The organism is Caldimonas caldifontis, assembly GCF_002930615.1.
GTDB lineage: Bacteria > Pseudomonadota > Gammaproteobacteria > Burkholderiales > Burkholderiaceae_C > Caldimonas > Caldimonas caldifontis.
On the sequence record NZ_PSNX01000021.1, the window covers coordinates 1 to 24,972 of the forward strand.

Here is a 24,972-nt window from a genome sequence, read left to right on the forward strand (position 1 = left end):
CAGCGAATTGCTCGGGCGTGATTTCCATGCCCCCAAGTGTCCAATGCCCCGACCATCATCGCAATTAGTGTGAACACGCCCTAGTCATCGCTGATAGCAGGAACAAGGGAAAGAACACCAACGTTTCCCACTCGATCTTTACCCAACGCTACTCGGCAGCAGGGGATCCATACAACAGGATCGTGGAGGTCCCTACTTTCGGGCACAGTGACAATCATGCGGGCCTACAACTCACAGATGTTCTTTGTTCGGCACTCTTGTTCCCAATAGCTGTGTATCGTTGTGCGTCAACTGCCTTGACCAACCAAACACACTGCTCTCCTCACTACGCAAAGCTTGTGGAGAAGTTTGGGCCTCGGTTGCAAGCGCTCCAGCACAGATTCCGCGATCAAAACGGCCACTGGCACGGCGGTATATCTTTGACCGACCGCGTATCTCATCGGCCTTCGACGGTTCTCTTCGGCTAATACGCCAGGGCCTGCAATCCGCAAACGTCTTGTGTTAGGGGCACACGGCGCACCGCACTTACCGTGCCCCCAACCTCTGCGACACCGCCCGCGCGCACTCGCGCAGGGCTTGCGCCAGTTCGCCGTCCCAGCGTGTGTCGAACACCCCCGAGGGCCCGATGGCGGTGACGGCCATCACCATGTGGCCGGCGTGATCGAACACCGGGGCCGACATGGCGCTCACGCCCTGGATCACGGCACCTTCGGAGCGGCTCATGCCGTGGGCGCGCACCTCGGCCAGGGTGGGTTCGAAGTCTTCCCAGCGGGGCAAGGGCTTGGGTGGAGGCATGCCAGGCTGGGTGCGCAGGCCCAAGGTTTTTTCGCGGGCGCGCTCCTCTTCCAGGGCCGCCCGCACCTTCTCGGCCGGCAGATAGGCCGAGAACAGGCGGCCCGAGGCCGTGCCGGGCAGCGATTCCACCGTGCCGTGGCGCATGTTCACATGCACCGCGGCGGGTGATTCTTCGATGCGCACGATGGTGGGGCCGCGCGAGCCCCACACCGCCACAGCCACAGTGTGACCGATGCGCTGGGCCAGGTCGGCGATCAGCGGCGTGGCAATGCGCACCGGGTCGGCCTGCTGCAGGGCGATGAGGCCGAGCTGCAGCGCCAGCGGCCCCAGGCCATAGTGGCCGCTCGCCTCGTGCTGCTCGATCAGACCGATCTTGCCGAAGCTCACCAGGTAGGGGTGGGCCTTGGCCGGCGCCATGCCGGCCTCGCGGGCGAGGTCCTTCAGCGGCAGCGGCCGGCCGGCATGGGCCAGGGCCCGCAGCAGCTGCCCCCCCACCTCCACGCTCTGGATGCCGCGCCGGTCGCGTTCGGCCTTCGCGTTGTTGTCGTCCACGGTCTATGTTCTTTCCAGGCCCGTCGAGCCTTGATCCTTGAGATCAGGGTTTACCCGCGATTCGGGTGGCCACTCATCAAATTCATTAGACATTAGCAAACAAGTTGACTACGATCAAGCGAAGTTCAGCCATATCGAATCGCTTCATCTAAGACGAATTTTGCGATCAACCCAGCCGCCCACGTGCAGGAGCCCCCATGAGCCAGAAAGCCTTTGCCAGCCAGGCCGACCTTGAGGAGAAGCAGGTCAGCTTCACCAAGCTGTCGGACAATGCCTATGCCTACACCGCCGAGGGCGACCCCAACACCGGCGTGATCATCGGCGACGACGCGGTGATGGTGCTCGACACCCAGGCCACGCCCGCGATGGCGCAGGACGTGATCCGCCGCATCCGCGAGGTCACCGACAAGCCCATCAAGTACGTGGTGCTCACCCACTACCACGCGGTGCGCGTGCTGGGCGCCTCGGCCTACCAACCCGAACACATCATCGCCAGCCACGACACGCTCGACCTCATCCGCGAGCGCGGTGAGCAGGACAAGGCCAGCGAGATCGGCCGCTTCCCGCGCCTGTTCCGCAACGTCGAGACGGTGCCGGCCGGCCTGACCTGGCCCACCCTCACCTTCAGCGGCAAGATGACGCTGTGGCTGGGCCAGCTGGAAGTGCAGTTGCTGCAACTGGGCCGCGGCCACACCAAGGGCGACACCGTGGCCTGGCTGCCGCAGCAGAAGATCCTGTTCTCGGGTGACCTGGTGGAGTTCGACGCCACGCCCTATGCGGGCGACGCCTACTTCAAGGACTGGCCGCAGACGCTGGACAACATCGCCGCCCTGAAGCCCGAAAAGCTCGTGCCCGGTCGCGGCGCGGCACTGACCACGCCCGAGCAGGTGCAAGCCGGCCTGGCTGGCACGCGCAGCTTCATCGCCGACGTGTACGCCAGCGTGCAGGAAGGTGTTGCGGCGGGCAAGGACCTCAAGACCGTCTACAAGGACACCTACGCCAGGCTCAAGCCCAAGTACGGCCACTGGGTGATCTTCGACCACTGCATGCCCTTCGACGTGACGCGCTGCTACGACGAAGCCACGCAGTACACCGACCCGCGCATCTGGACGGCCGAGCGCGACCGCCAGATGTGGGAGGCGCTGGAGTCATGAAGGTCGCCGAGCTGGCCCGGGCCCACGGCCAGGGCATGGACTACCAGGCAGTGAGCTTCGACTACGAACGCTCACCCGACCAGGATGCGGCCGCACCGGTGCGCCACCCCGTGGTGGTGGTGGGTGCCGGCCCCGTGGGCATGAGCCTGGCCATCGATCTGGCCCAGCAGGGCGTGCCCGTGGTGCTGCTCGACAACGACTGCAAGCTGTCGGTGGGCTCGCGCGCGATCTGCTTTGCCAAGCGCACGCTCGAGATCTTCGACCGCCTGGGTTGCGGCGACCGCATGGTGGACAAAGGCGTGTCGTGGAACGTGGGCAAGGTCTTCTTCCGCCAGGAACAGATCTACGGCTTCAACCTGCTGCCCGAATCGGGCCATGAGCGCCCGGCCTTCATCAACCTGCAGCAGTACTACGCCGAAGGTTACTTGGCCGAGCGCATTGCAGAGCTGCCGCTGATCGACCTGCGCTGGAAGCACGCCGTGACCGGCGTGCAGCCGCAGGGTGACCACGTGGTGGTGACAGTGGACACGCCTGAGGGCCCCTACACGCTGGAAGCGGGCTACCTCATCGCCTGCGACGGCTCGCGCTCGCCGGTGCGCGGCATGATCGGCCAGGAAAGCCAGGGGCGTGTGTTCCGCGACCGCTTCCTGATCGCCGACGTGAAGATGAAACCCGGTGGCTTCCCCACCGAGCGCTGGTTCTGGTTCGACCCGCCCTTCCACCCCCACCAGAGCGTGCTGCTGCACCGCCAGCCGGATGATGTGTGGCGCATCGACTTCCAGCTCGGCTGGGAGGCCGACCCCGAGGAAGCCAAGAAGCCCGAGAACGTCATCCCGCTGGTGAAGGCGCTGCTGGGCGAGGACGTGCCCTTCGAGCTGGAGTGGGTGAGCGTGTACACCTTCTCGTGCCTGCGCATGCCGGCCTTCCGCCACGGCCGCGTGATCTTCGCGGGCGACTCGGCCCACCTCGTGTCGCCGTTCGGCGCACGCGGTGCCAACTCCGGCGTGCAAGACGCCGAGAACCTCGCCTGGAAGCTGGCCACCGTGCTGCGCGGCCAGGCCGGCGAGGCGCTGCTCGACAGCTACGGCGCCGAGCGCGAGTACGCCGCCGACGAGAACATCCGCAACTCCACGCGCGCCACCGACTTCATCACACCCAAGAGCGAGGTGAGCCGGCTCTTCCGCGACGCGGTGCTCGACCTGGCCAAGGAGCACGCGTTTGCGCGCAGCCTGGTCAACAGCGGTCGGCTCTCGGTGCCGGCCACGCTCGCCGAGTCACCGCTGAACACCCCCGATGCCGACCGCTTCGAAGGCCGCATGCGCCCCGGTGCCCCGGCCGCCGACGCGCCCGTGACGGTGGACGGCCAGCCCGGCTGGCTGCTGCGCCAGCTGCAGGGCTCGCGCTTCGCCGCGCTGGTGTTCGACGGCCCCGCGGCGCAGGCGCAGATCGCCACCCTGCGCGCCGCGGCTGAAGGCCTGGCCGCGCTCGACGTGCTGCTGGTGGGCGAGGCCGCCCGCGCGGTTGACGGCGCGCTCGGCGTGGTCGATGCCGAAGGCCTGGTCGCCCAGCGCTACGACGCCCAGCCCGGCACCGTCTACCTGCTGCGCCCCGACCAGCATGTGTGCGCCCGCTGGCGCCAGCCCTCGGCCGACGCCGTGCGCACCGCCCTGCGCCGCGCGCTGGCCCTGCATTGAAAGGCGCTGCCATGTCGCTCATCACCACACCCCACCTCGACGCGCCCGACGACTTCTATGAAGCGCTGATCGACGCGCACCGTGAACTCACCACCGCGCAAAGCCACGAGCTGAACGCCAAGCTCGTGCTGCTGCTGGCCAACCACATCGGCGACACGGCCGTGCTGCGCCAGGCCCTCGACGCCGCACGCGCCAGTGTGCTCTCTTCCCCCTCCACTGCAGGATGATGTCCATGACTGACGCCCCCCTGTCCTATCTCAGTGGCTTCGGCAACGAATTTGCCACCGAAGCCGCCCCCGGCGCCCTGCCCATCGGGCGCAACAGCCCGCAGCGCGCGCCCTTCGACCTGTATGCGGAGCTGATCTCAGGCACCGCCTTCACCGCGCCGCGCGCGGCCAACCGCCGCACCTGGCTCTATCGCCGCCAACCCTCGGTGGTGACGGGCGCCTACCAGCCCTACGAGCAGCCGCTGTGGACCACCGGCGCCGCCGGCGGCGTGGTGGTGCCGCCCGAGCCGCTGCGCTGGAACCCCTTCCCGATGCCCGAGGCCGCGCATGACTTCGTCGATGGCCTGCGCACGGTCGTGGCCAATGGCGATGCCGACGCGCAGACGGGCATCGCCGCGCATGTGTACCTGGCCAGCCGCTCGATGGATCGCCGTGCGCTGGTGAATGCCGACGGTGAGATGCTCTTCGTGCCGCAGCAGGGCCGGCTGCGCCTGGTCACCGAACTGGGCGTGCTCGAAGCCAAGCCGGGCGAGATCGCCCTGGTGCCGCGCGGCATGGCCTTCAAGGTGGAGCTGCCCGACGGCCCCTCGCGCGGCTACGTGTGCGAGAACTACGGCGCTTTCTTCCGCCTGCCCGAACTCGGCCCCATCGGCTCGAACGGCCTGGCCAACGCGCGCGACTTCCTCACCCCCGTGGCGGCCTGGGAAGATGGCGCGGGCGAATACGAGATCATCAAGAAGTTCGGCGGCCGCCTGTGGCGCAGCACGCAAGGCCACACACCCTTCAACGTGGTGGCCTGGCACGGCAACCTCGTGCCCTTCAAGTACGACACCGCGCACTTCATGACGATCGGCTCGATCAGCTACGACCACCCCGATCCGTCGATCTTCACCGTGCTGACCTCGCCCTCGGACACCCCGGGCACGGCCAACTGCGATTTCGTGATCTTCCCGCCGCGCTGGATGGTGGCCGAGGACACCTTCCGTCCGCCCTGGTACCACCGCAACCTGATGAGTGAGTTCATGGGCCTGGTGTATGGCCAGTACGACGCCAAGCCCGAAGGCTTCAAGCCCGGCGGCGCCTCGCTGCACAACTGCATGGTGCCCCACGGCCCCGACGCCGAGGCCTTCGAGAAGGCCAGCACCGCGCCGCTGTCGCCGCACAAGCTCGACAACACCCTGGCCTTCATGTTCGAAAGCCGCTACCGTTTCGTGCCGACCCAGTACGCCATGACGTCCGGCACGCTCGACACCGCCTATGCCCACTGCTGGCAGGGCCTGAAGGACCAGTTCCGAGGAGCCAAGGCATGACCACCCGCCTGGATGACACCCACGACCCGGCCCTGATGTCCTGGGTCGAGACGGCCAACGATCCGGCCACCGATTTCCCGATCCAGAACCTGCCCATCGGCATGTTCCGGCGCACCGGCAGCCATGAGGCCTTCCGTCCCGGTGTGGCCATCGGCGACCAGATCGTGGACCTGAGCGCCGCGCGCCAGGCCGGGGCCCTGCCGGCCGATGTGGCCTCGGCCCTGAACGCCTGCGAGCCCGGCCAGCTCAACGCCTTCATGGCCCAGGGCCGGGCCGTGCGCGTGGCCTTGCGCCGGGCGCTGTCGCAGGGCCTGAAGCGCGGCAGCGCCCAGCAGGCGTTGCTGTCGAGTTGCCTCGTGCCCCAGGCCCAGGCCGAGTACGCCCTGCCCTGCCGCATCGACGGCTACACCGACTTCTACACCGGCATCCACCACGCCACCGCGGTGGGCAAGCTCTTCCGGCCCGACAACCCGCTGCTGCCCAACTACAAGTGGGTGCCCATCGGCTACCACGGCCGCACCTCGTCCATCGCAGTGAGCGGCCAGGCCTTCCGCCGTCCGCTGGGTCAGCTCAAGCCCCCCACAGCCGACACACCGGTCCTGGGCCCGAGCAAACGCCTGGACTACGAACTGGAGCTGGGCGTCTTCGTGGGCGCCGGCAACGCCCTGGGCGAGCCCATTGCCATTGAGCAGGCGGAAGACCACGCTTTCGGACTGGTGCTGCTCAACGACTGGTCGGCCCGGGACGTACAGGCCTGGGAGTACCAGCCCCTGGGGCCCTTCCTGGCCAAGAACTTCGCCACGACGATCTCGCCTTGGATCGTCACGATGGAAGCGCTCGAACCCTTCCGCAGCGCCTGGACCCGCGCCGAGGGCGACCCGCAACCCCTGCCCTACCTCGATTCGGCCGAGACCCGCGAACGTGGCGCCATCGACATCACGCTCGAGGTGTGGCTGCAGACACCGAAGATGCGGGAAAACGGCCAGGAACCGCAGCGGCTGATGCAGTCCAACTACCGCGACGCCTACTGGACGGTGGGCCAGATGATCGCCCACCACAGCATCAACGGCTGCAACCTCCAGAGCGGTGACCTGCTCGGCTCCGGCACCCAATCCGGCCCGGCCGATGACCAAGGCGGTTCGCTTCTCGAACTTACGTGCGGTGGATCCAAACCGGTGCGATTGGTGAACGGTGAGACTCGCACTTTCCTGGAGGATGGGGATACTGTCGTCCTGCGGGCGCGCTGCGAGCGGCCTGGTTTCCGCAGCATCGGTTTTTCCGACTGCCTGGGCACGGTGCTGCCGGCCCCGGAAGCCCCTCGACGCTGACCCCTCCCCGACCCCGACTGCCCACAACAAGGAGACTGAGACATGAAAACGCTGCTGAAGACCTGCGCAGTGGCCCTGACGGCCGCCTTCGGCCTGGCCGCCCAGGCCCAGGACGTGACCCTGCGCGTGCACCACTTCTGGCCTGCCCAGGCCATGCCGCCCACCAAGGTGCTGATGCCCTGGTGCGACAAGATCGCCGCCGAGTCGAACAACCGCATGAAGTGCCAGATCTTCCCGGCCATGCAGCTGGGTGGCACGCCGGCGCAGCTGATCGACCAGGCCCGTGACGGCGTGGTGGACATCGCCTTCACGCTGCCGGGCTACACCGCCGGCCGCTTCCCCATCATGGAGGTCTTCGAGCTGCCCTTCATGATCCGCTCGGCCGAGGCCGGCGCCCAGGCGGCCTGGGAGTTCTACGAGAAGTACGGCCAGAAGGAGTTCGCCTCCGTCAAGCCGCTGATGTTCTCGGTGCACGAGCCGGGCTATGTGCACACGCGCGACAAGCAGATCCGCACCCTGGCCGACTTCAAGGGCCTGAAGATGCGCGCGCCCACCCGCCAGACCAACCGCCTGCTGGCCAGCCTGGGCGCCTCGCCCGTGGGCATGCCGCTGCCGGCCGTGGCCGAAGCGGTGAACAAGGGGGTGATCGACGGCTTCGTGCTGCCCTGGGAAGTGATCCCCTCGGTGCGCCTGCACGAGATGGTGAAGTTCCACACCGAAACGCCGGACAACCGCCCGGCGCTGTACACCTCGGTGTTCGTGCTGGCGATGAATCCGGCCAAGTACAACAGTCTGCCGGCCGACCTGAAGGCCATCATCGACCGAAACAGCGGCGCCGGCTTCTCGGCCTCGGCCGGCAGGACCTGGGACGCCGCGCGCGCCCCGGGGCGCAAGCCCGCGGAAGACCGCGGCAACACCTTCTATACCCTGCCGAACGAGGAAGTGGACAACTGGATCAAGGCCTCGGCCCCTCTGTATGACGACTGGGTGGCTGCGATGGACAAGGCCGGCCTGCCGGGCAAGCAGATGCTGGAAGACGCCCGTGCCATGATTGCCAAGCATCAGAAGTAATCCCCTCACCGGGACGAACGACGCGCACTGACAATCAGCCGTGTCGTCGGACAAGGGCGGACGTGTCTGAAGGCACGCCCGCCCTTTTTTGGAGCCCACCCGCATGTACTCACTCCTACGATGGACCTCGATGGTCTTTGCGCTCGTCGGCGGCCTGGCCGCAGCCGCTGTCGGCTGCATGACCGTGGCCAGCATCGTGATGCGCGCCCTGTGGTCCACCCCCATCCAGGGTGATATCGAGCTCACCCAGTTCGGCATCGCGCTGGCCATCTCGCTGTGCCTGCCCTGGTGCCAGCTGCACGGCGGCAACATCATCGTGGACTTCTTCACCCTGAAGGCCTCCGAGCGCAGCCGCCAGGTGCTGGACGGCATCGGCGCCCTGCTGCTGGCCGCGATGGTGATCCTGCTGGCCTGGCGCACCGGTGAAGGCGCGGTGTCGGTCAAGGAAGCCGGCGAGACCTCGATGATCATGGGCCTGCCCATGTGGATCGTCTATGCGGTGCTGGCCCCCGGCCTGGCGCTGACCGCCCTGGTGGCGATCTACCAGGCCCTCATGCATTTCCTCGGTCGCGAGTCGGAGGCCACGGCATGACCCCCACCATGATCGGCCTCGTGATGTTCGCGGCCATGCTGGGGCTGATGGCCCTGCGCATTCCCATTGCCGCCGCCATGTTCATCCCCGGTGCAGTGGGCTACTGGGCCATGACCAACGAGCTGGCCTTGCTCAACATGCTCAAGGGTTCGGCGGTGGCGCGGCTCACGGTCTATGACCTCTCGGTGATCCCGCTCTTCCTGCTGATGGGTCAGTTCGCCACGCAAGGTGGCCTGTCGCGGGCGCTGTTCAAGGCCGCTGCCGCCTTCATCGGGCACATCAAGGGCGGCCTGGGCATGGCGGCCATCATGGCCGCTGCCGGCTTCGGCGCGGTGTGCGGCTCTTCGGTCGCCACCACGGCCACCATCGGCCAGGTGGCCTACCCCGAGATGAAGGCGCACGGCTATTCGGGACGGCTGTCCACCGGCGTGCTGGCCACCGGCGGCTCGCTGGGCATCCTCATCCCGCCCTCGGTGCCGCTGGTGGTGTATGCCATCCTCACCGAACAGAACATCGCCAAGCTCTTCGCGGCGGCCTTCATCCCAGGCCTGATCGCGATGCTCGGCTACATCGTGGTGATCTACATCTATTGCCGCGTGCGGCCCGACCTGGCCACGGCCTCCGAGCCTACACCCTGGGCGCAGCGCTGGAAGGCCCTCGTCGCCGTGTGGCCCATCGCCACGATCTTCATCATGGTCTTCGGCGGCATCTACGCCGGCATCTTCACGCCCACCGAGGGCGCGGCCGTGGGCGCCATCGGCACCTTCATCGCGGGGCTCGCCTCGCGCGAGCTGGGGCTGGAGGGCATCAAACGCTCCTTCCTGGGCACGGCCGAAACCTCGGCGATGGTCTTCATGATCTTCCTGGGCGCCGACATGATGAACTCGGCCCTGGCGCTCACCCAGCTGCCCGCCAACCTGGCCGACTGGGTCTCGCACCTGCAGGTGCCGCCGCTGGCCATCGTGGCCACGCTGCTGGCCTTCTATGTGGTGCTGTGCTGCGTGATGGATGAGCTGTCGATGCTGCTGCTGACCATCCCCGTGGTCTTCCCGGCCATCATGGGCCTGGACCTCTTCGGGCTGGACATGCAGGAAAAGGCCATCTGGTTCGGCATCCTGGTGCTGATGATCGTGCAGATCGGCCTGATCACGCCGCCCGTGGGCCTGAACGTCTATGTGGTCAACAGCGTGTGCAAGGACGTGCCGATGAGCGAAACCTACCGCGGCGTGCTGCCCTTCCTGCTGAGCGACTTCCTGCGCGTGGCGCTGCTGCTCTTCTTCCCGTTCATCACCCTCGGCGTGGTGCGCTGGCTCTTCCCCTGAGTCCAGCGCTGCACCGCCTCAGGCTGGGCGCGCCTCGCGCGCGCCCAGCAGTTCATCGACGATGCTGAGCACTTCGCGCACATCCACGGGCTTGGTGAGGTAGCGCTGCGCACCCGCGTGCAGCGCCCCCTCGATCTGGTCCTGCAGTGCATCGGCCGACACCACCACCACCGGCACGTCGGCCGTGCGCGGATCGCTGCGCAACCGGGCCAGCACCTCCATCCCGTCCATGTCCGGCAGGTGCATGTCCAGCAGCACCAGGTCGGGTGAGCGGTCGCGGATGGAGGCCATGCCCTCGGCCGCCGTGGCCGAGACGCTCAGGTCGATCTGCGGGCGCTGGGCCAGCACGCCACGCATGACTTCGGCGTTGATCTCGTTGTCCTCGATGTAGTGCACACGGCGCGTGCCGTAGCTCGGCGCCACCGCACCCAGGTCGCCCCAGCCCGACACCGCGCCGCGGGCCGCAGCAGCACTGGGCAGCACCAGCGTGAAGGTGGAGCCCTCGCCCTCGGTCGAGTCCACCCGCAGTTCGCCGCCCATGCCTTCGGCCAGGCGCCGGCTGATGACGAGACCGATGCCCGTGCCGGCCACGCCCGAGGCCTCGCGCCCGAGGCGGTTGAACGGCTCGAACAGGTGAGCCATCTGCTCCGGGCTCAGCCCCATCCCGGTGTCCTGCACGGCGATCTCGACCACCTCACCTTCGGGGTGGCCCGGCCGCTCAGCCGCGCGGGCGCTCAAGGTCACCTTGCCGCCCTCGCGGTTGTACTTGACCGCATTGCTCAGCAGGTTGGTGAGGATCTGCTTCACCCGCGTGGCATCGCCCACCACCGCGAGGTCGCCCGCGCCCGTGTCGTCCAGTTCCACACGCACCCCTCGCTGCAAGGCCTCGGCCTCGACCAGCGCCACCGAATCACGCAGGAGGCGCCGCACCGGCAAGGCTTCGGTGTGCAGCTTCACCGTGCCCAGGTCGATGCGCGAGAGGTCCAGCACGTCGTTGATCATGTCCAGCAAGTGCCATCCGGCCGTCTGGATCTGCCCCAGCCACTCCTTCTCGCGCGCCGACTGCGACGCCCGCCCTTCCAGGCCCAGCAACTGGGCAAAACCCAGCATCGCATTGAGCGGGGTGCGCAGTTCGTGACTCATGCGCGAGAGGAAGTCACTCTTCGCGCGGTTCGAGGCCTCGGCCAGCTTGCGAGCCCGTTCGGCTTCCTCCAGCTTCAGGTGCTCGCTGATGTCTTCCACCACGCCCACCGTGCGATAGGGGCGTCCGGTGGCGTCGAAGAGCGGGCGCACCTGGATGCGCACCCACCGCACCTCGCCATCGCGGGTGAGATAGCGTTTGGTGCGGCGGTAGGTGGGCAGCTCGCCCGCGGCCATGCGCTGCAGCAGCGAGGTATCGGCCGAGCGGTCGGCCGGGTGCGTGAGGTCGGCCGTGGCCATGCGGCTGAGCTCTTCGGTGGTGTAACCGGTGAGCTGGCAGAACCCGGGATTCGCCTGGATGATGCGGCCCTGCAGGTCGGTGTAGACGATCCCGGTGGGCACGGTGTTGAAGATGTTGCGCAGGCGCTGCTCGCTTTCGCGCAGGGCAATCTCGGCGGAACTGCGCTCGGCGATCTCGCGCTGCAGCTGCGCGGTGCGCTCGCGCACGGCCGACTCGATACGCCGGGTGCGGCCGGTGATGGTGAGCAGCAGGATGCTGAGCATGGTGGCGGCCATCAGCCCGGCCATCGCGAACACCCAGATCGTCCAGGGTGTGGAGCCGGGCAGCAGCGACTCGTCGATGCGCACGCGCACCTCCCAGTCGCGCCCGGCCACATCCACACCGGCATCCACCCAGCGCACCAGCGCCCCAGAGGACACCCCAGACTCACAGCCCGGGGCACCCGCGAGGCGCTGGCGCAAGCGTGGTGTCCCGGGGGGCACGCTCAATGCCCCTCGATCCACCAGGCACAGGCTCAGGTGGGCGGGCATGTCGGCGGCCAGCTGGCGCAGGGCATCGTCCATGCGCAGCGTGAGGAAGACCAGGCCCTGCGTGGCATCCACTCGTTCGGCTTCACTGCGCGGCTCGCCCCGATACACGGCGCGATAGAGCACCACCCCCACCTGCTGCTGCGACTCCTGCGTCAGGCGGAAGCCCGCGGTGGCCACGGCGATGTCGTCGCGCCGCGCGCGGTCGATGGCCGCCGCGGCCGCCGGGATGGTGAGCACATTCACTCCCAGAGCCGAGGCGTTACCCATCAGCGGCTCGATGTAGTGCATCACGAGCATGTCGTCGGCCGGCGGGGGCAGCCCGTCGCTGCGATTGAACACCTTGAAGCCCGAAAGGCCCTCGGCCTGCACCCTCGCCTCGAACGCGGCCACCTCCCCTGGATGCAGCCGCTGGTGCCAGCCCAGGGCCTGCACACCCGACAGGCGTTGAAGCCAGGGCTGGGACGCACGGCGGAACTCATCGCGGGTGACATCGTCCGAGGCCAGGAAGACCCCGTGCAGGGCCTCCAGGGCATCGACGTTGCGCTGCAGCTCCCGCTTCACACGGTCGATCGCCGCACCGGCGTCGCGCATCACCATGGCATCGCGGCGCAGCAGTTCGCGGTTGCTCACCTGGTCGATGGCCAGCGCCAGCATCAGCATCACCACGCCCAGCGGCAGGGCCACGGTCAGCCGGCGCGATCGCCAGGCGTCGTTCGGCTGGCCGATGAAGGTGAGCACCAGGGGCGCGGCCAGCAGCACCCCCAAGGTGTCGCCGCACCACCAAGTGGCCCAGGTGACGACCAGGGTGTCCGCCGGCATCGCCTGCGTGACGCCCAGGGCCACGGTGCCGACGCTGGCGCTGACCAGGCAGGCCAGGGGGCCGCCCAGCAGCATGAAACGCAAGATCTCCTCCGGCCCATCCAGCTCCAGCGGCCCGCGCACGAAGCGCCGCACCAGCCACGCCCCCAGGGCTGCCTGCGCCATGGCGCCCAGCCCCACCGAAAGCGGCACCACCCAGTTCAGCGGGGCCGACAGCGTGGGCGACCCGTTGAACACATGGGTGAGCAGGCCGCTGGCGAGCGCAATGGCGGGCAGCACCCGCGGACCCCACACCAGGGTGCAAGCCAGGGCCAGGCCGGCCGCCGGGAACAGCGGCGAGGCAAAGCCCCAGGGCAGGGACAGGGTCACGGCCGCCCAGCTCAGGGCCGCATAGCCCAACCCGGTGAGAGTCAGTTGCAGCACGAGCACTCGGGCAGCGCCAGGGTTCATGTGGGCACGGTCGGCGGGGCGTGGAAGGGGGGACTGCGTCCGCAGCGTACCACCGCGCCCTGTCCGGGTGCAAAAAGACAGGTGTGTCAAAGCACAGCCCGAATAGACTCCCGCGGCGCCGGGGCACTTGCTCCGCCGCCGCAGGGCCGCTACCGTGCGGGCAGAAAGGAACCTCCGGATGCCCCTGCTGTCCCGACTGAGCCTGCTCGCCGTCTTCTCGCTGGCCGCCTGCGCCACGGCCCCGAATGCGCCGGTGGACCTGCGCGGACAGACGCCTTCGGCCCGCTACGTGGGCACCCTGCCCTGCGCCGACTGCGCGGGCATCCGCACCGATCTGCGGCTGTATCGCAGCGGCAACAACCCCAGCGGCTTTGCTCTGCGCGAGACCTACGTGGGCACGCGCGACGGCAACCGCAGCTTCGAATCCACCGGGCGCTGGCAACAGCAGCCCACCGGACAGCCCGACCTGACGCTGCTCACGCTGGAGCCCGGTGTGCCGGAACGTGAGCGCTACTTTGCCCAGGTGGGCGAGTTGGTGCTGCGCGCCCTGGACCGCAGCCGCAACGAGCTGCCCCCCAACGTGCCGCGCAGCCTGGTGCGCGTGCCCGACGACGTGGCGCCGGACACCCCCGTGCTCACCTCGGGCGACAGCCGCAGCCTCACCGACCTGCGCCTCGGTGGAGAGATGGTGCTGTTGCTGCCGGCCAACCGCACCATGGGCTACGGCTGGCGCATGGTGCCCGACCCCCAGGCCATCCTCGAGCCCTCGGCCAACCCGGCCTACGTCACCGACCCGGCCGCCGCCTCGCGCGTGGGGGCCCCGGGCCTCGAAGTCTTCCGCTTCCGGGCGCCCACGGCCGGCCAGCAGATCCTGCGCTTCGAATACCGCCGCAGCTGGGATGCCTCGACCCCCGAGACCCCGTCGGTGACCTTCACCGTGCGGGTGCGCTGAAGGTCGCAGCTCAGGGGCCGATGTCGAGGATCCACTGCAGCACGCTCTTGGCGATGAAGCCGAGCATGCCGAAGGCCAGCACGAAGAAGAGCACGAAGGTGCCGAAGCGGCCCGCCTGCGACTTGCGCGCAAGGTCCCAGATGATGAAGAGCATGAAGGCGATGAAGGCCGCCAGGCCGATCGTGACGCCGTAGTGCGAGAACTGTTCCTCGGTCATGCCGCGCCCTCGTCAGCGCCGCTCGGGCCAGGCCGAGGCATCGACCAGGTCGGTGTAGGCATGCCAGCTGGCATGCCCCAGCAGGGGCACGAACCAGATCAACCCGACCAGGGTGAGCAGACCCAGCGCCGTGCAGGCGAAGATCAGCCCGGCCCACACCACCATGGTCACCGGGTTGTGACCCACGGCGCGCACGCTGGCCAGCACTGCCAGCGACATCGGCACGCGCCGCTCCAGCAGCATCGGGATGGCCACCACCGAGATCGCGAACACCCAGGCCGCCAGCAGGCCGCCGGCCAGCAGCCACAGCGCGAAGAGATGGCCCCGCGCCACGAAGTCGGCCGATCGCAGCACCCGCGGGCTGAAAAAGCCCTGCAGCCCGGCCCAGGGCTCACCCGACATGGCCAGCACCACCACCGCCGAGAATCCCACCCACAAGGTGCCGATCAGCGCCAGCAACGCCGCAAAGCGCATCAGCGCACCACTCAGGCGCCAGGCCTGGCGCACGTCGGCCCAGGTGGGTTCCACGCCCTGCGCCAGCCGCCGGCTGATCTGGTAGAGCCCGGTAGCCAGCAAGGGCGCCACCAGCAGGAAGCCGGTGTAGCCGCCAGCCAGCACGCCGAAATGGCGCCAGCCCAGCAGCGCGATGGCCACGGCGCCCAGCATCACCACCAGCCCGTGGGTGAGGCTCAGGCCCATGGCGCGCGCCAGGTCGTGGTGGCCCGCCACGAGCCAGCGCAGCGGACGGGTGGGGCTGAGGGACCGCACGGCGGGCAGCGCGGCAGGAGCAAGGGCAGGTGCAGGTGTCATGGTCAGGGTCCGGGAGTGCGACGGCCGTGGGTGTCGCCCAGGCAGGCGGCGCCGGAGGCCTGCGCGGGCGAGCAGCCGCCCTCGGGCTCCTGGGCCAGCTCGGCCAGGATGCGGCATTCGGCGCTGGGCCGGCCCTGGCTGCACAGGCGCTCCAGCGCCTGAAGCTGGTCGCGCAGCTGCGCCAGTTCGTTCATGCGGTGCTGCACATGGGCCAGGTGCTGATGCACCAGCTCGTTGGCGGCCGTGCAGTCGGCCTGGGGGTCATCACGCACACGCAGCAGGGCCCGGATCTCATCGAGCGACAGGTCGAGCGCGCGGCAGTGGCGGATGAAGCGCAGCCGCGCCACATGACCGTCGTCGTAGCGGCGGTAGTTGGCGTCGGTGCGCAAAGGGGCCGGCATCAGGCCCGCTTTTTCGTAGTAGCGCACCGTCTCCACCGGGGTGTGGGCGCGTTCGGCCAGTTCACCGATCTTCATGCTTGACTCTGGAGTGGCTACAGGGTTTCCAATGACTGTACGCCGAAATGCCGGCTCGGTAACACTGCCAAGGAATCGCCCATGTCTGCCCATTGCCACGACCACGCCTGTTCGTCGTCGAACGCCCGTGAACTCGCCCGCGACCCAGGCTGGCGGCGGGTGCTGTGGATCGCGCTGATCGCCAATGCCGCCATGTTCGGCGTGGAACTCTGGGCGGGCTGGCAGGCCGAATCGGCCGCCTTGCTGGCTGATGCCATCGATTTCGCGGGAGATGCCATCAATTACGGCCTGTCGCTCGCCGTGCTGGGCCTGGCCGCCATCTGGGCCTCGCGCGTGGCCTGGCTCAAAGGCTGGATGATGGGGTTGTACGGTCTGAGCGTGCTGGCCTATGCAGGGCGGCTGGCCTGGGTGGGGTCGACCCCGGAGCCGGCCACGATGGGCGTCATCGGCGTGCTGGCCCTGGTGGTCAATGTCGCGGTGGCCCTGTTGCTCTACCGCTACCGCGGGGGCGACGCCAACGCCCAGTCGGTGTGGCTGTGCTCGCGCAACGACGCCATCGGCAATGCCATGGTGGTGCTGGCGGCCCTGGGCGTGTTCGGCACCGGCACCGCCTGGCCCGACCTGATCGTGGCCACCGTGATGGCCGGCCTGGGCGTGAGTGCGGCGGTGCGTGTCGTCGGCCAGGCGCGGCACGAGTTGAAGGCGCACGCGCAAGCGGCTTAGCGGGTAGCGCAGCCGGCACTGCCGCAGTGGGAAAGCGGCGTGTCGGGCAGCGCTTGGGCTGCAGCGCCCGGCCGCAAGGCCCCCGTGGCTGTATCAAAGCCCACCTGCTCGCAATGCCAGGCCAGGGCGGCATCCATCATCTGCGCATGCTGGGGGAACCACAGCGCCAGCTCTTCGGCCAGGCGACGCACCAGCGTCAAGTCCTGCACGGCCTGCTGCTCCACGGTGCGCATCAGGTCCAGCACCATCGTGTGCTGGCGCTGGTGGCAGTTGTCCGGCGCAAAGCCGGTGGCCACCATCCACGCGTCTTCCTGGCCGAAGTGGGCCTCGGTGTGTTCGATGAGGGTGCGCAGCGCCGGCTGCAATGCGTCGTCGGGGGCCGCCTGCAGGGCCTGCAGCAGCGCGACGAACTCTTCATGGGTGCGGTCCATGGCCTCGTTGCCCAGGACCAGGGCGTCGGACCACTGCAAGGCGGCGGGAAGGGCAGACATCAGGAGGGGTCTTCAGGAACGAGCCTGCAGCCTAGAAGCATCGCGTCCATCTGACCTTGCTCCGCATCAACCCTTGCTCGATCGCATGACTGCAAGGGGAACGTACATCCTGTTTCCAACTTCCCCCCACAAGGTGGTTCTCGGGCGGCTTCAGGCTCCGGAGAATTGCCGCACCCCAACAAAACAAGCAGGAGGAAACATGGGGCAGTACATCGTCACAGTGCCGGACTTCGTCGACGCCGAACTCGTCTTTGACGCGAATGAAACCCGGCAGATCCTGAAGTTCTTCTATCCCTCCCGGTCCGCCGCCGTCGAGTCGATGCCCATCGACAACGCGTGCCGCCGATTGGCCCAGACCATGCTGGTTGCAGCCATTGATGGATCCTACGCCTTGGGCTTCGTCCATGCCCTGTTGGCCTCGCTCATGCCCAACCGACATTCCTGGCTCAAGGGCTTTGCCAGGAAGTTGACCCAGGGCACCGCCAAGCATTGGTTCAGGTACGCCACCGCCAACGACCTGCAGGATGTGCGGGTCTACGACAGGGTTCGCGACCAGATTGCCACGAATCTGCGCATGCGCTTCGATGAAGCATTGAACGGCACGCTCGTCCACCAGATTCGTCGCCCCTTCACTGTGCAGTTCGTCGCCGGCCACAACGTCGGTGCCGTCTGGGGGTGATGATCATGCGATCCACGGTGTCTCGATGGATCGGCATCGCGCTGCTGGCGCTTGTCTCGGTGTGGGCCGCAAGCCTTTGGTACAGCTTCAGCCGCATGCCAGCCATGCTGGTCGTGCTCAGCAGTCAGCATCGTTTCGAGGGGCCCCTCGACAGCGTGTACGGACCGCTGTACCGATGGGTGGCCCGCTCGGCGCTGACCACGGTCTTGCCCAGGGAGCGGGACGTCGCGGAGATCAATGCGGAGGCGTCAGCGCACGCTCTTGGCGTGATCGAGGATGACCACTTTCTGGAGCAAGTCTTCCAGCGCTATGTTGAACGAGGCCTGGATGTGAATGCACGAGCCCAGACGGTTCGTCAGCCGTCGCAGCTCGAAGCAGCCGTCGCCGTCAACGAACCTCAGGTCGTCCGGCTCCTGCTGGCTCACGGCGCCCATGCCGATGTCAAGACGACTGACGGCCGGTCCATGCGCGAGCTGGCGCAGGAGATGCAACGACGGCACCCCGACCGCGACTACAGCCGCGTCCAGGCTCTCCTGGGGCAGTAGACCTCAACCCAGCCGCGCCCGGTGGCGTGCCACCTGGGCGCGCACCTGGGCCGGCGCGGTGCCGCCCAGGATGTTGCGGGCGTTGAGCGAGCCGCGCAGCGACAGCACCTCGTACACGTCCTCGCCCACCTTGGGCGAAAAGCCCTGCAGCGTGGCCAGCGGCAGCTCCGACAGGTCCACCCCCAGGCCGATGGCCGTCTTCACCGCATGCGCCACCACCTCGTGGGCGTCGCGGAAGGGCAGGCCCTGCTTCACCAGGTAGTCGGCCAGGTCGGTGGCGGTGGCATAGCCCTTCAGGGCCGCGCGCTCCATTGCCTCGGGCTTCACGGTGATGCCGCCCACCATCTCGGCGAAGATGCGCAGCGTGTCCTTCAGGGTGTCCACCGTGTCGAACAGCGGCTCCTTGTCTTCCTGGTTGTCCTTGTTGTAGGCCAGGGGCTGGCCCTTCATCAGCGTGATCAGGCCCATCAGGTGGCCCACCACGCGGCCGGTCTTGCCACGCGCCAGCTCGGGCACGTCGGGGTTCTTCTTCTGCGGCATGATCGACGAGCCGGTGCAGAAGCGGTCGGCGATGTCGATGAAGCCGAAGCTCTGGCTCATCCACAGGATGAGTTCTTCCGACAGGCGCGACACATGCACCATGGCCAGCGACGCGGCCGCGGTGAACTCGATCGCGAAGTCGCGGTCGCTCACCGCGTCAAGCGAGTTCTGGCACACGCCGTCCATGCCCAGGGTGCGTGCCACGCGCTCGCGGTCGAGCGGGTAGCTGGTGCCGGCCAGAGCGGCCGCGCCCAGCGGCAGGCGGTTGGTGCGGCGGCGCACGTCGGCAAAGCGTTCGGCATCGCGCGCGAACATCTCCACATAGGCCAGCATGTGGTGGCCAAAGCTCACCGGCTGCGCCACCTGCAGGTGGGTGAAGCCGGGCAGGATCACCTCGGCGTTCTTCTCAGCGATGTCCACCAGGGCCTTCTGCAGGTCGGTGAGCAGGCCGCCGATCAGGTCGATCTCGCCTCTGAGCCACAGGCGCACGTCGGTGGCCACCTGGTCGTTGCGGCTGCGGCCGGTGTGCAGGCGCTTGCCGGCGTCGCCGATGAGCTGGGTCAGGCGGGCCTCGATGTTCAGGTGCACGTCCTCCAGGTCGAGCTTCCACTCGAAGGCGCCGGATTCGATCTCCTGCGTGATGGTGGCCATGCCCCGCTGGATGGCGGCGTGGTCGTCGGCCGAGATCACGCCCTGGGCGGCCAGCATCTCGGCATGCGCGAGCGAGCCTTCGATGTCGGCGCGCCACAGGCGCTGGTCGAAGAAGACGCTGGCGGTGTAGCGCTTGACCAGTTCGCTCATCGGTTCAGAGAAGAGCGCAGACCAGGCTTCGGATTTCTTGTCGAGTTGGTTGGCGGACATGTCGGATGAACGGCGCAGGCCGGAAGGATGGACGTGGGGGACGGCGGCTTGCCGCGCAGGCCTTGCGTCCGGGAGAATCGGCGGCGACGGTGGGCGGCAGCCCCACCGGGAAACCGCCCGATTTTAGAGGCTTGGCCTGGCCGCCCCCTGGAGACCCTCGCTTGCCCACCAACGGCACCCCCTCACCGCGAACCGCCCCTGGCGGCCGGCCCCGCCCGACCGTGCCCACCAGCCAGTTCGGCACCACCATCTTCGACCAGCTCCAGCCCGGTGGCGCGGCGGCCCGGGCGGCGCGCTCGCCCTTCGACGCCTGCCAGGTGGGCGTGGTGCTGCGCGCGGTGCTCTTCGTGCATGCCGTGTTGGGCGTGGCCCTGAGCTTCTTTGCCCAGGGCGCTGAAGACTGGCTGATGCACCTGGCCTACGGCGCCGCCGTGGCCCTGCCCGCCACGCTGCTGTGGCTGGTGCTGTGCTGCGCCCTCAAGCGCGTGCTCACCCAGGCGTCGGATGCCATGCAATGGGTGGCCGCCGTGAGCCTGGGCGCCCTGTGCGGCGCCTATGGCTGGTGGCAGGTGGGCCTGGTGGGCCTGCCGCTCACCCAGACCGTCTCGGCCCTGGCCCCGCTGCTGGCCGGGGCGGCGCTGGCGGCCATGATCTTCTACGCCCTCAAGCTGCGTTCCAGCAGCCAGCTGCCGGCGGCCACCCGCGCACGCCTGGCCGAGCTGCAGTCGCGCATCCGGCCGCACTTCCTCTTCAACACGCTCAACACCGCCATCGCCCTGGTGCGCGTGGACCCGGCCCGGGCCGAATCGGTGCTGGAAGACCTGTCGGAGCTGTTCCGCGTGGCCCTCATCGACACCGGCCGCGCCGTGGCCCTGTCGGAAGAGGTGGACCTGGCCCAGCGCTACCTGGCCATCGAACAGATCCGCTTCGGCACCCGCCTGAAAGTGGAATGGGACCTCGACCCGGGCGCCAGCGAAGTGCGCGTGCCCCCGCTCATCCTGCAGCCCCTGGTGGAGAACGCCGTGCGCCACGGCGTGGAGCCCTCGCCCGAAGGCGGTGTGGTGCGCATCCGCACCCAGGTGCGCGGCTCGCTGGCGGTGGTGTCGGTCACCAACACCCTGCCCCCGCCCGACAGCCCCGTGGCGCCCGGCCACGGCATGGCGCTGCGCAACGTGAAGGAACGGCTGCGCCTGATGCATGACGTGAGCGCACAGTTTGCCGCCGGGCCCGAGAATGGCACCTGGCGCGTGCACATTGCCGTGCCGCTGAAAAGCTGAACAGGGGAGGACCACGCACCATGCTCAAGGTGTTCATCGTGGACGACGAAGAACTGGCCCGCCTGCGGCTGCGCAGCCTGCTGCAGGAGCCCGGTATGCCACCCAACCAGGTGATCGCCGAAGCGGCCGACGCCCGACAGGCCCGCCTCTGGCTGGCCGAACACAGCTGCGACGTGGTGCTGCTGGACGTGCAGATGCCCGGCCTGAACGGCACCGCCCTGGCCGCCGAGCTGCAAGGCCGCGCCGATGCGCCAGCGGTGGTCTTCGTCACCGCCCACCCCGAGCACGCCGTCACGGCCTTCGAGCTGAACGCCGTGGACTACCTCACCAAGCCCGTGCGCCGCGAACGCCTGCAGGCCGCGCTGGACCGCGCCACCGAACGCCTGAAGACCCGCACCCAGCCCGACGACGCCACCCCCGTGCTGGTGGTGAACGACCGCGGCCGCATCACCCGCGTGCCGGTGCACGAAGTGCTCTACCTGAAAGCCGAACTCAAGTACGTGACCCTGCGCACCGCCGAGCACACCTACGTGCTGGACGACTCGCTGGCCGTGCTGGAAGAACGCCTGGGCGAGCGCTTCCTGCGCATCCACCGCAACGCCCTGGTGGCCCGCCGCGCCGTGCGCGCGCTCGAGCGCCGCAGCGTGCCCGGCGACGATGAAGACAACGGCAAGGAAGGCTGGGCCGTGCGCCTGCAGGGCCTGGACGAATGGCTGGCCGTGTCGCGCCGGCAGGTGGCGGCGGTGCGCGAGGCGCTCAGCAGCGAAGGGCTGTGAACGCGCCCGCCGTTCCGTCTGGTATTGCGCCCGATGTCCCTGCCGACGTGCTGGCCTGGTGGCAGGCCGCGCAACGCCCCTGCGTGCTGAGCGGCGCCGGCATGTCGGCCGAAAGCGGCGTGCCCACCTTCCGCGACACGCCCCAGAGCCTGTGGGCCCGCTTCAACCCCGAAACCCTGGCCACCGCCGAAGCCTTCGAACGCGACCCGCCCCTGGTGTGGGCCTGGTACCAATGGCGTGCTCACCTGGTGCGCCAGGCCCAGCCCAACGCCGGCCACATGGCGCTGGCCCGCTGGGCCCGGCACCGGAGCGGCCTGCGCATCGTCACCCAGAACGTGGACGACCTGCACGAACGCGCCGGCAGCCCCGACGTGATTCACGTGCACGGCAGCCTCTTCGCCCCCCGCTGCTTCACCCGCGGCCGCCCGCCCGGCGAGCCCGTGGCGCCACGGGCCCAAGATTGGCAGCCCGAGCTGCGCATCACCCCACCCGCCTGCCCCCACTGCGCCGGCCCCTTGCGCCCCGGCGTGGTGTGGTTCGGCGAAGCGCTGCCCCAAGGCCCCTGGCAGGCCGCCCTGGACGCGGTGGCCACCTGCGACCTGCTGCTGGTGGTGGGCACCTCCGGCCTCGTCCACCCCGCCGCCAGCCTGCCCGCGCAAGCGCTGGCACGCGGGGTGCCGGTGGTGGAGATCAACCCGCAGCCCACGCCGCTGAGTGGGCAGGTGAGCCGGGTGTTGAGGATGACGGCGGCGGTGGGGTTGGGGGGGTTGGTGGGGGCTGACAATCTCGGACACGATTTCGACCTTCCCAAGTCCGACCAAAGGAACTGATAATCTATCCAGTACTTTGGAAGCCCCAACCGTGACCAACCTCGATCTAGATCAGCTCGCTTTGGACGGCTTCTGCCCCGTGTCAGAGGCCGTAGAAGAACTCGCGCGAAGCGAGCGAGCCGACGAGCGCCGAGGCGCAATCTTCACCAAGCGCGAGGTGGTTGAGTTCATCCTCGATCTCGTTGGTTATACCGACGACAAGCCGTTGCACACGCAGCGCCTGCTCGAGCCCTCCTTTGGTGGTGGTGACTTTCTGCTTCCCGCTGTGGAACGGCTGCTGCGTAGCTGGGACAGAGCGCTGAAGGCGAAGCAGCCTGTAGGGGATCTGGCTGAATGCATCCGAGCAGTCGAGCTGCACGAAGACAGTTGGATGCGGACGAGGGACACTGTCATTGAAGTGCTGTTGGCCGCAGGTATAGAGCGGCGTGAGGCGAGCCGGCTTACCTCAGCTTGGCTTATTCAGGGCGACTTCCTGCTTTCGCCTATCGAGGGGTGCTTCGATTTCGTTGTGGGCAACCCGCCCTACGTGCGCCAGGAGCTCATACCCAACGCGCTTCTCTCCGTGTACCGCAAGCGCTTTTCGACGCTATACGACCGAGCTGATCTGTACATCCCGTTCATTGAGAGGAGTTTGAAGCTGCTATCCGGTGGCGGAGTACTCAGCTTCATCTGCGCAGACCGCTGGATGAAGAACCGCTATGGCGGACCCCTGCGAGAACTGGTAGCGCGCGACTATCACTTGCGGGTGTATGTGGATATGGTCGACACACCCGCGTTTCACTCCGATGTCATTGCGTATCCAGCAATCACAGTTATCGGGCGGGAAACGCCTGGCCCCACCCGCGTCGCAGAGCGCCCTGAACTGTCTGCGAGTTCGCTCAAGACCTTGGCAAAGAGCTTGCGCGGAGAGTCCAAGAAGCCGTCCCCTCTTGTGCGTGAACTAACGGGAGTCGCCAGCGGATCGGAGCCCTGGGTTTTGCACGCATCGGACACGCTCGATCTAGTTCGCCGAATCGAGAGCTCCTTCCCCACACTAGAGGCGGCGGGCTGCAAAGTTGGGATTGGCGTGGCAACCGGCGCTGACAAGGCATTCATCGGCCCCATCGAGGAGCTCGACGTCGAGCCTGATCGCAAGCTGCCCCTCGTCATGACCCGAGACATCGACAGTGGAAGGGTGAACTGGCAAGGAAAAGGGGTAATCAACCCCTTCACGGACGAAGGTCGGCTGGTAGATCTCGCAGAGTTCCCCAAGCTGAGGGCCTACCTGGAAGCGAGGAAAGACCAGATCGCTGGTCGTCACGTTGCTCAGAAGATGCCCGCGAACTGGTACCGGACGATTGACAGGATCACCCCGGACCTTGCTAGGCGCGAAAAGCTGCTCATCCCAGACATCAAAGGTCAGGCGCAGGTCGTCTACGAGGATGGTCAGCTCTACCCCCACCACAATCTCTATTTCGTCGTCTCCGACACTTGGGAGCTCAAGGCGCTTCAGGCGATCCTGCTGTCGCGCTTGACACGTCTCTTCGTCGCCACCTACTCCACCAAAATGCGAGGCGGCTTCTTGAGATTCCAGGCTCAGTACCTTCGGCGCATCAGACTCCCCCTGTGGGACACCGTGCCGCTTGCCATGCGCAAGCGCTTAAGCGAAGCGGCAGACATGCTGGATCTGGAGGAATGCGACAAGGCCACGTGCGAGCTGTATGGCTTGAGCGCCAAGGAGCTTCTAGCGCTGGATCAACACTGAGGCATTCCAGGAGATCCAGCCAATTCATCTGTCGCACGCCTCGCGCGCTTTACGATTCGTTGCACAATCGACGCCAACCTGGCTAGGAGGGCTCGACTTTGGCGTTGGAACTGGCGGATTACGAGAAGAAGGCGCGGGATGCGATCAAGGCCTTCTGGGGCAATCGGGAGAAAGCACGACAGAAGCAGATCGCCGCGGGGAAGATTGATCAAGGCGAGCGCGCTGGCGTCACGAGCGGCAAGAACCTGGACGGCTTCTTCGCCTTGATAGAGGATCTGGTTCGCGCGAATGGAATGGATCAGGCTCAGATCCACCTAGCCAGGTCGCTTGTGACTCTGCCTGGCTACTTTCGGCCAACCAAGCTTTGGGACATGCTCATCGTGAACCAGGGAAAGCTGGTAGCGGCCCTGGAGTTCAAGAGCCAAGTTGGCCCGTCGTTCGGCAACAACTTCAACAACCGGACTGAGGAGGCCATCGGCACCGCACATTGCCTCTGGACCGCATACCGAGAGAACGCCTTCGGAAAGGATCACCCGAAGCCGTTCGTGGGCTGGCTCATGGTAGTCGAGGATGCGCCGGAGTCGCGCTCACCCGTACGAGATGCTTCCCCGCACTTCCCGGTGTTTGAGGAGTTCAAGGGCGCCTCCTACCTCAGGCGCTATGACATCCTCTGTCAGCGTCTAGGGCCTGTTAACACATCCGCAGTCCATCAGCGACGAGAACGAAGGTGATGAAGCCGAGGAACATGATGTCGAGCTTTTCGAAG

Annotated in this window: 25 protein-coding genes; 18 read left to right on the forward strand and 7 right to left on the reverse strand. The window is 67.6% G+C overall.

Features of this window, described 5'->3' with window-relative positions; genetic code table 11:
• The first annotated feature begins 86 nt into the window (after nt 1-86).
• On the forward strand, nt 87-467 hold the full coding sequence (locus C1704_RS17050; protein ID WP_104303945.1) for a DUF3800 domain-containing protein: 381 nt from the start codon (nt 87-89) through the stop codon (nt 465-467).
• A gap of 58 nt (nt 468-525) precedes the next feature.
• On the opposite strand, the gene C1704_RS17055 is transcribed toward C1704_RS17050, so the two are convergent.
• Nucleotides 526-1,347, reverse strand: coding sequence for an IclR family transcriptional regulator (locus C1704_RS17055; RefSeq protein WP_104303946.1), 822 nt, complete (start codon nt 1,345-1,347; stop codon nt 526-528).
• 197 nt (nt 1,348-1,544) lie between these two features.
• On the opposite strand from C1704_RS17055, the gene C1704_RS17060 reads away from it, so the two are divergent.
• The 8 genes from C1704_RS17060 (at nt 1,545) to C1704_RS17095 (ending at nt 10,045) form a co-directional block, all read left to right on the forward strand.
• The gene (locus tag C1704_RS17060) at nt 1,545-2,501 is read left to right on the forward strand and encodes an MBL fold metallo-hydrolase (protein WP_104303947.1); all 957 of its coding nucleotides are present in this window, start codon (nt 1,545-1,547) and stop codon (nt 2,499-2,501) included.
• Nucleotides 2,498-4,195: an FAD-dependent oxidoreductase gene (locus C1704_RS17065; protein ID WP_104303948.1), complete on the forward strand. Its 1,698-nt coding sequence runs from the start codon at nt 2,498-2,500 to the stop codon at nt 4,193-4,195. Before C1704_RS17060 ends, C1704_RS17065 begins: the two co-directional genes overlap by 4 nt.
• A gap of 11 nt (nt 4,196-4,206) precedes the next feature.
• A complete protein-coding gene (locus C1704_RS17070; RefSeq protein WP_104303949.1) occupies nt 4,207-4,422 on the forward strand; it encodes a DUF2783 domain-containing protein in 216 nt (71 codons plus the stop codon).
• A 5-nt stretch (nt 4,423-4,427) separates the two neighbouring features.
• Complete coding sequence (hmgA, locus tag C1704_RS17075) at nt 4,428-5,732, forward strand: homogentisate 1,2-dioxygenase (protein WP_104303950.1); 1,305 nt, start codon at nt 4,428-4,430, stop codon at nt 5,730-5,732.
• Nucleotides 5,729-7,060, forward strand: coding sequence for a fumarylacetoacetase (gene fahA, locus C1704_RS17080; protein ID WP_104303951.1), 1,332 nt, complete (start codon nt 5,729-5,731; stop codon nt 7,058-7,060). Before hmgA ends, fahA begins: the two co-directional genes overlap by 4 nt.
• Before the next feature lie 42 nt (nt 7,061-7,102).
• Entirely contained in the window at nt 7,103-8,131 is a 1,029-nt protein-coding gene (locus C1704_RS17085) for a TRAP transporter substrate-binding protein (RefSeq protein ID WP_104303952.1), read from the forward strand.
• A 103-nt stretch (nt 8,132-8,234) separates the two neighbouring features.
• Nucleotides 8,235-8,723 (forward strand): TRAP transporter small permease, encoded by a 489-nt coding sequence (locus tag C1704_RS17090; RefSeq protein ID WP_104303953.1) that lies wholly within the window; start codon nt 8,235-8,237, stop codon nt 8,721-8,723.
• On the forward strand, nt 8,720-10,045 hold the full coding sequence (locus C1704_RS17095) for a TRAP transporter large permease (protein WP_104303954.1): 1,326 nt from the start codon (nt 8,720-8,722) through the stop codon (nt 10,043-10,045). Before C1704_RS17090 ends, C1704_RS17095 begins: the two co-directional genes overlap by 4 nt.
• Before the next feature lie 18 nt (nt 10,046-10,063).
• Here the strand turns inward: C1704_RS17095 and C1704_RS17100 are convergent, their stop codons facing one another.
• Nucleotides 10,064-13,258 carry a CHASE domain-containing protein gene (locus C1704_RS17100; protein WP_170064734.1) on the reverse strand — a complete coding sequence of 1,065 codons (3,195 nt, stop codon included), beginning with the start codon at nt 13,256-13,258 and terminating at the stop codon, nt 10,064-10,066.
• A 205-nt stretch (nt 13,259-13,463) separates the two neighbouring features.
• Between C1704_RS17100 and C1704_RS17105 the strand changes: the two genes are divergently transcribed.
• Nucleotides 13,464-14,237 (forward strand): protease inhibitor I42 family protein, encoded by a 774-nt coding sequence (locus tag C1704_RS17105; protein WP_104303956.1) that lies wholly within the window; start codon nt 13,464-13,466, stop codon nt 14,235-14,237.
• A 10-nt stretch (nt 14,238-14,247) separates the two neighbouring features.
• Here C1704_RS17105 and C1704_RS17110 read toward each other — a convergent pair whose 3' ends face one another.
• From C1704_RS17110 to cadR, 3 genes are read right to left on the reverse strand one after another with little or no spacing between them, the layout of a single operon-like run.
• Nucleotides 14,248-14,454, reverse strand: coding sequence for a DUF2788 domain-containing protein (locus C1704_RS17110; protein ID WP_104303957.1), 207 nt, complete (start codon nt 14,452-14,454; stop codon nt 14,248-14,250).
• A gap of 12 nt (nt 14,455-14,466) precedes the next feature.
• Nucleotides 14,467-15,264 (reverse strand): DUF2189 domain-containing protein, encoded by a 798-nt coding sequence (locus tag C1704_RS17115; RefSeq protein WP_104303958.1) that lies wholly within the window; start codon nt 15,262-15,264, stop codon nt 14,467-14,469.
• 2 nt (nt 15,265-15,266) lie between these two features.
• Nucleotides 15,267-15,740, reverse strand: coding sequence for a Cd(II)/Pb(II)-responsive transcriptional regulator (cadR, locus tag C1704_RS17120; protein ID WP_104303959.1), 474 nt, complete (start codon nt 15,738-15,740; stop codon nt 15,267-15,269).
• 81 nt (nt 15,741-15,821) lie between these two features.
• On the opposite strand from cadR, the gene C1704_RS17125 reads away from it, so the two are divergent.
• Complete coding sequence (locus tag C1704_RS17125; RefSeq protein ID WP_104303960.1) at nt 15,822-16,463, forward strand: cation efflux transmembrane domain-containing protein; 642 nt, start codon at nt 15,822-15,824, stop codon at nt 16,461-16,463.
• Here C1704_RS17125 and C1704_RS17130 read toward each other — a convergent pair.
• A complete protein-coding gene (locus C1704_RS17130) occupies nt 16,460-16,954 on the reverse strand; it encodes a hemerythrin domain-containing protein (protein ID WP_104303961.1) in 495 nt (164 codons plus the stop codon). The genes C1704_RS17125 and C1704_RS17130 overlap by 4 nt on opposite strands.
• A gap of 199 nt (nt 16,955-17,153) precedes the next feature.
• Here C1704_RS17130 and C1704_RS17135 point away from each other — a divergent pair, with 199 nt between their 5' ends.
• Together C1704_RS17135 and C1704_RS17140 are read left to right on the forward strand one after the other, a co-directional pair.
• Nucleotides 17,154-17,633 (forward strand): hypothetical protein, encoded by a 480-nt coding sequence (locus C1704_RS17135; protein ID WP_104303962.1) that lies wholly within the window; start codon nt 17,154-17,156, stop codon nt 17,631-17,633.
• A gap of 5 nt (nt 17,634-17,638) precedes the next feature.
• Nucleotides 17,639-18,178 (forward strand): hypothetical protein, encoded by a 540-nt coding sequence (locus tag C1704_RS17140; protein WP_146076110.1) that lies wholly within the window; start codon nt 17,639-17,641, stop codon nt 18,176-18,178.
• Between the two features lie 3 nt (nt 18,179-18,181).
• Here C1704_RS17140 and argH read toward each other — a convergent pair whose 3' ends face one another.
• The gene (gene argH / locus C1704_RS17145; RefSeq protein WP_104303964.1) at nt 18,182-19,579 is read right to left on the reverse strand and encodes an argininosuccinate lyase; all 1,398 of its coding nucleotides are present in this window, start codon (nt 19,577-19,579) and stop codon (nt 18,182-18,184) included.
• A gap of 161 nt (nt 19,580-19,740) precedes the next feature.
• Between argH and C1704_RS17150 the strand changes: the two genes are divergently transcribed.
• The 5 genes from C1704_RS17150 (at nt 19,741) to C1704_RS17170 (ending at nt 24,937) form a co-directional block, all read left to right on the forward strand.
• Nucleotides 19,741-20,856: a sensor histidine kinase gene (locus C1704_RS17150; protein ID WP_245876536.1), complete on the forward strand. Its 1,116-nt coding sequence runs from the start codon at nt 19,741-19,743 to the stop codon at nt 20,854-20,856.
• Nucleotides 20,857-20,876: 20 nt separating this feature from the next.
• Nucleotides 20,877-21,632, forward strand: a complete 756-nt coding sequence (locus C1704_RS17155) for a LytR/AlgR family response regulator transcription factor (RefSeq protein WP_104303965.1) — start codon at nt 20,877-20,879, stop codon at nt 21,630-21,632.
• Nucleotides 21,629-22,462: an SIR2 family NAD-dependent protein deacylase gene (locus C1704_RS17160; protein WP_272867985.1), complete on the forward strand. Its 834-nt coding sequence runs from the start codon at nt 21,629-21,631 to the stop codon at nt 22,460-22,462. Before C1704_RS17155 ends, C1704_RS17160 begins: the two co-directional genes overlap by 4 nt.
• Before the next feature lie 31 nt (nt 22,463-22,493).
• The gene (locus tag C1704_RS17165; RefSeq protein ID WP_211286962.1) at nt 22,494-24,206 is read left to right on the forward strand and encodes an Eco57I restriction-modification methylase domain-containing protein; all 1,713 of its coding nucleotides are present in this window, start codon (nt 22,494-22,496) and stop codon (nt 24,204-24,206) included.
• Between the two features lie 98 nt (nt 24,207-24,304).
• Entirely contained in the window at nt 24,305-24,937 is a 633-nt protein-coding gene (locus C1704_RS17170; protein WP_104303967.1) for a PaeR7I family type II restriction endonuclease, read from the forward strand.
• Nucleotides 24,938-24,972 lie beyond the last annotated feature (35 nt).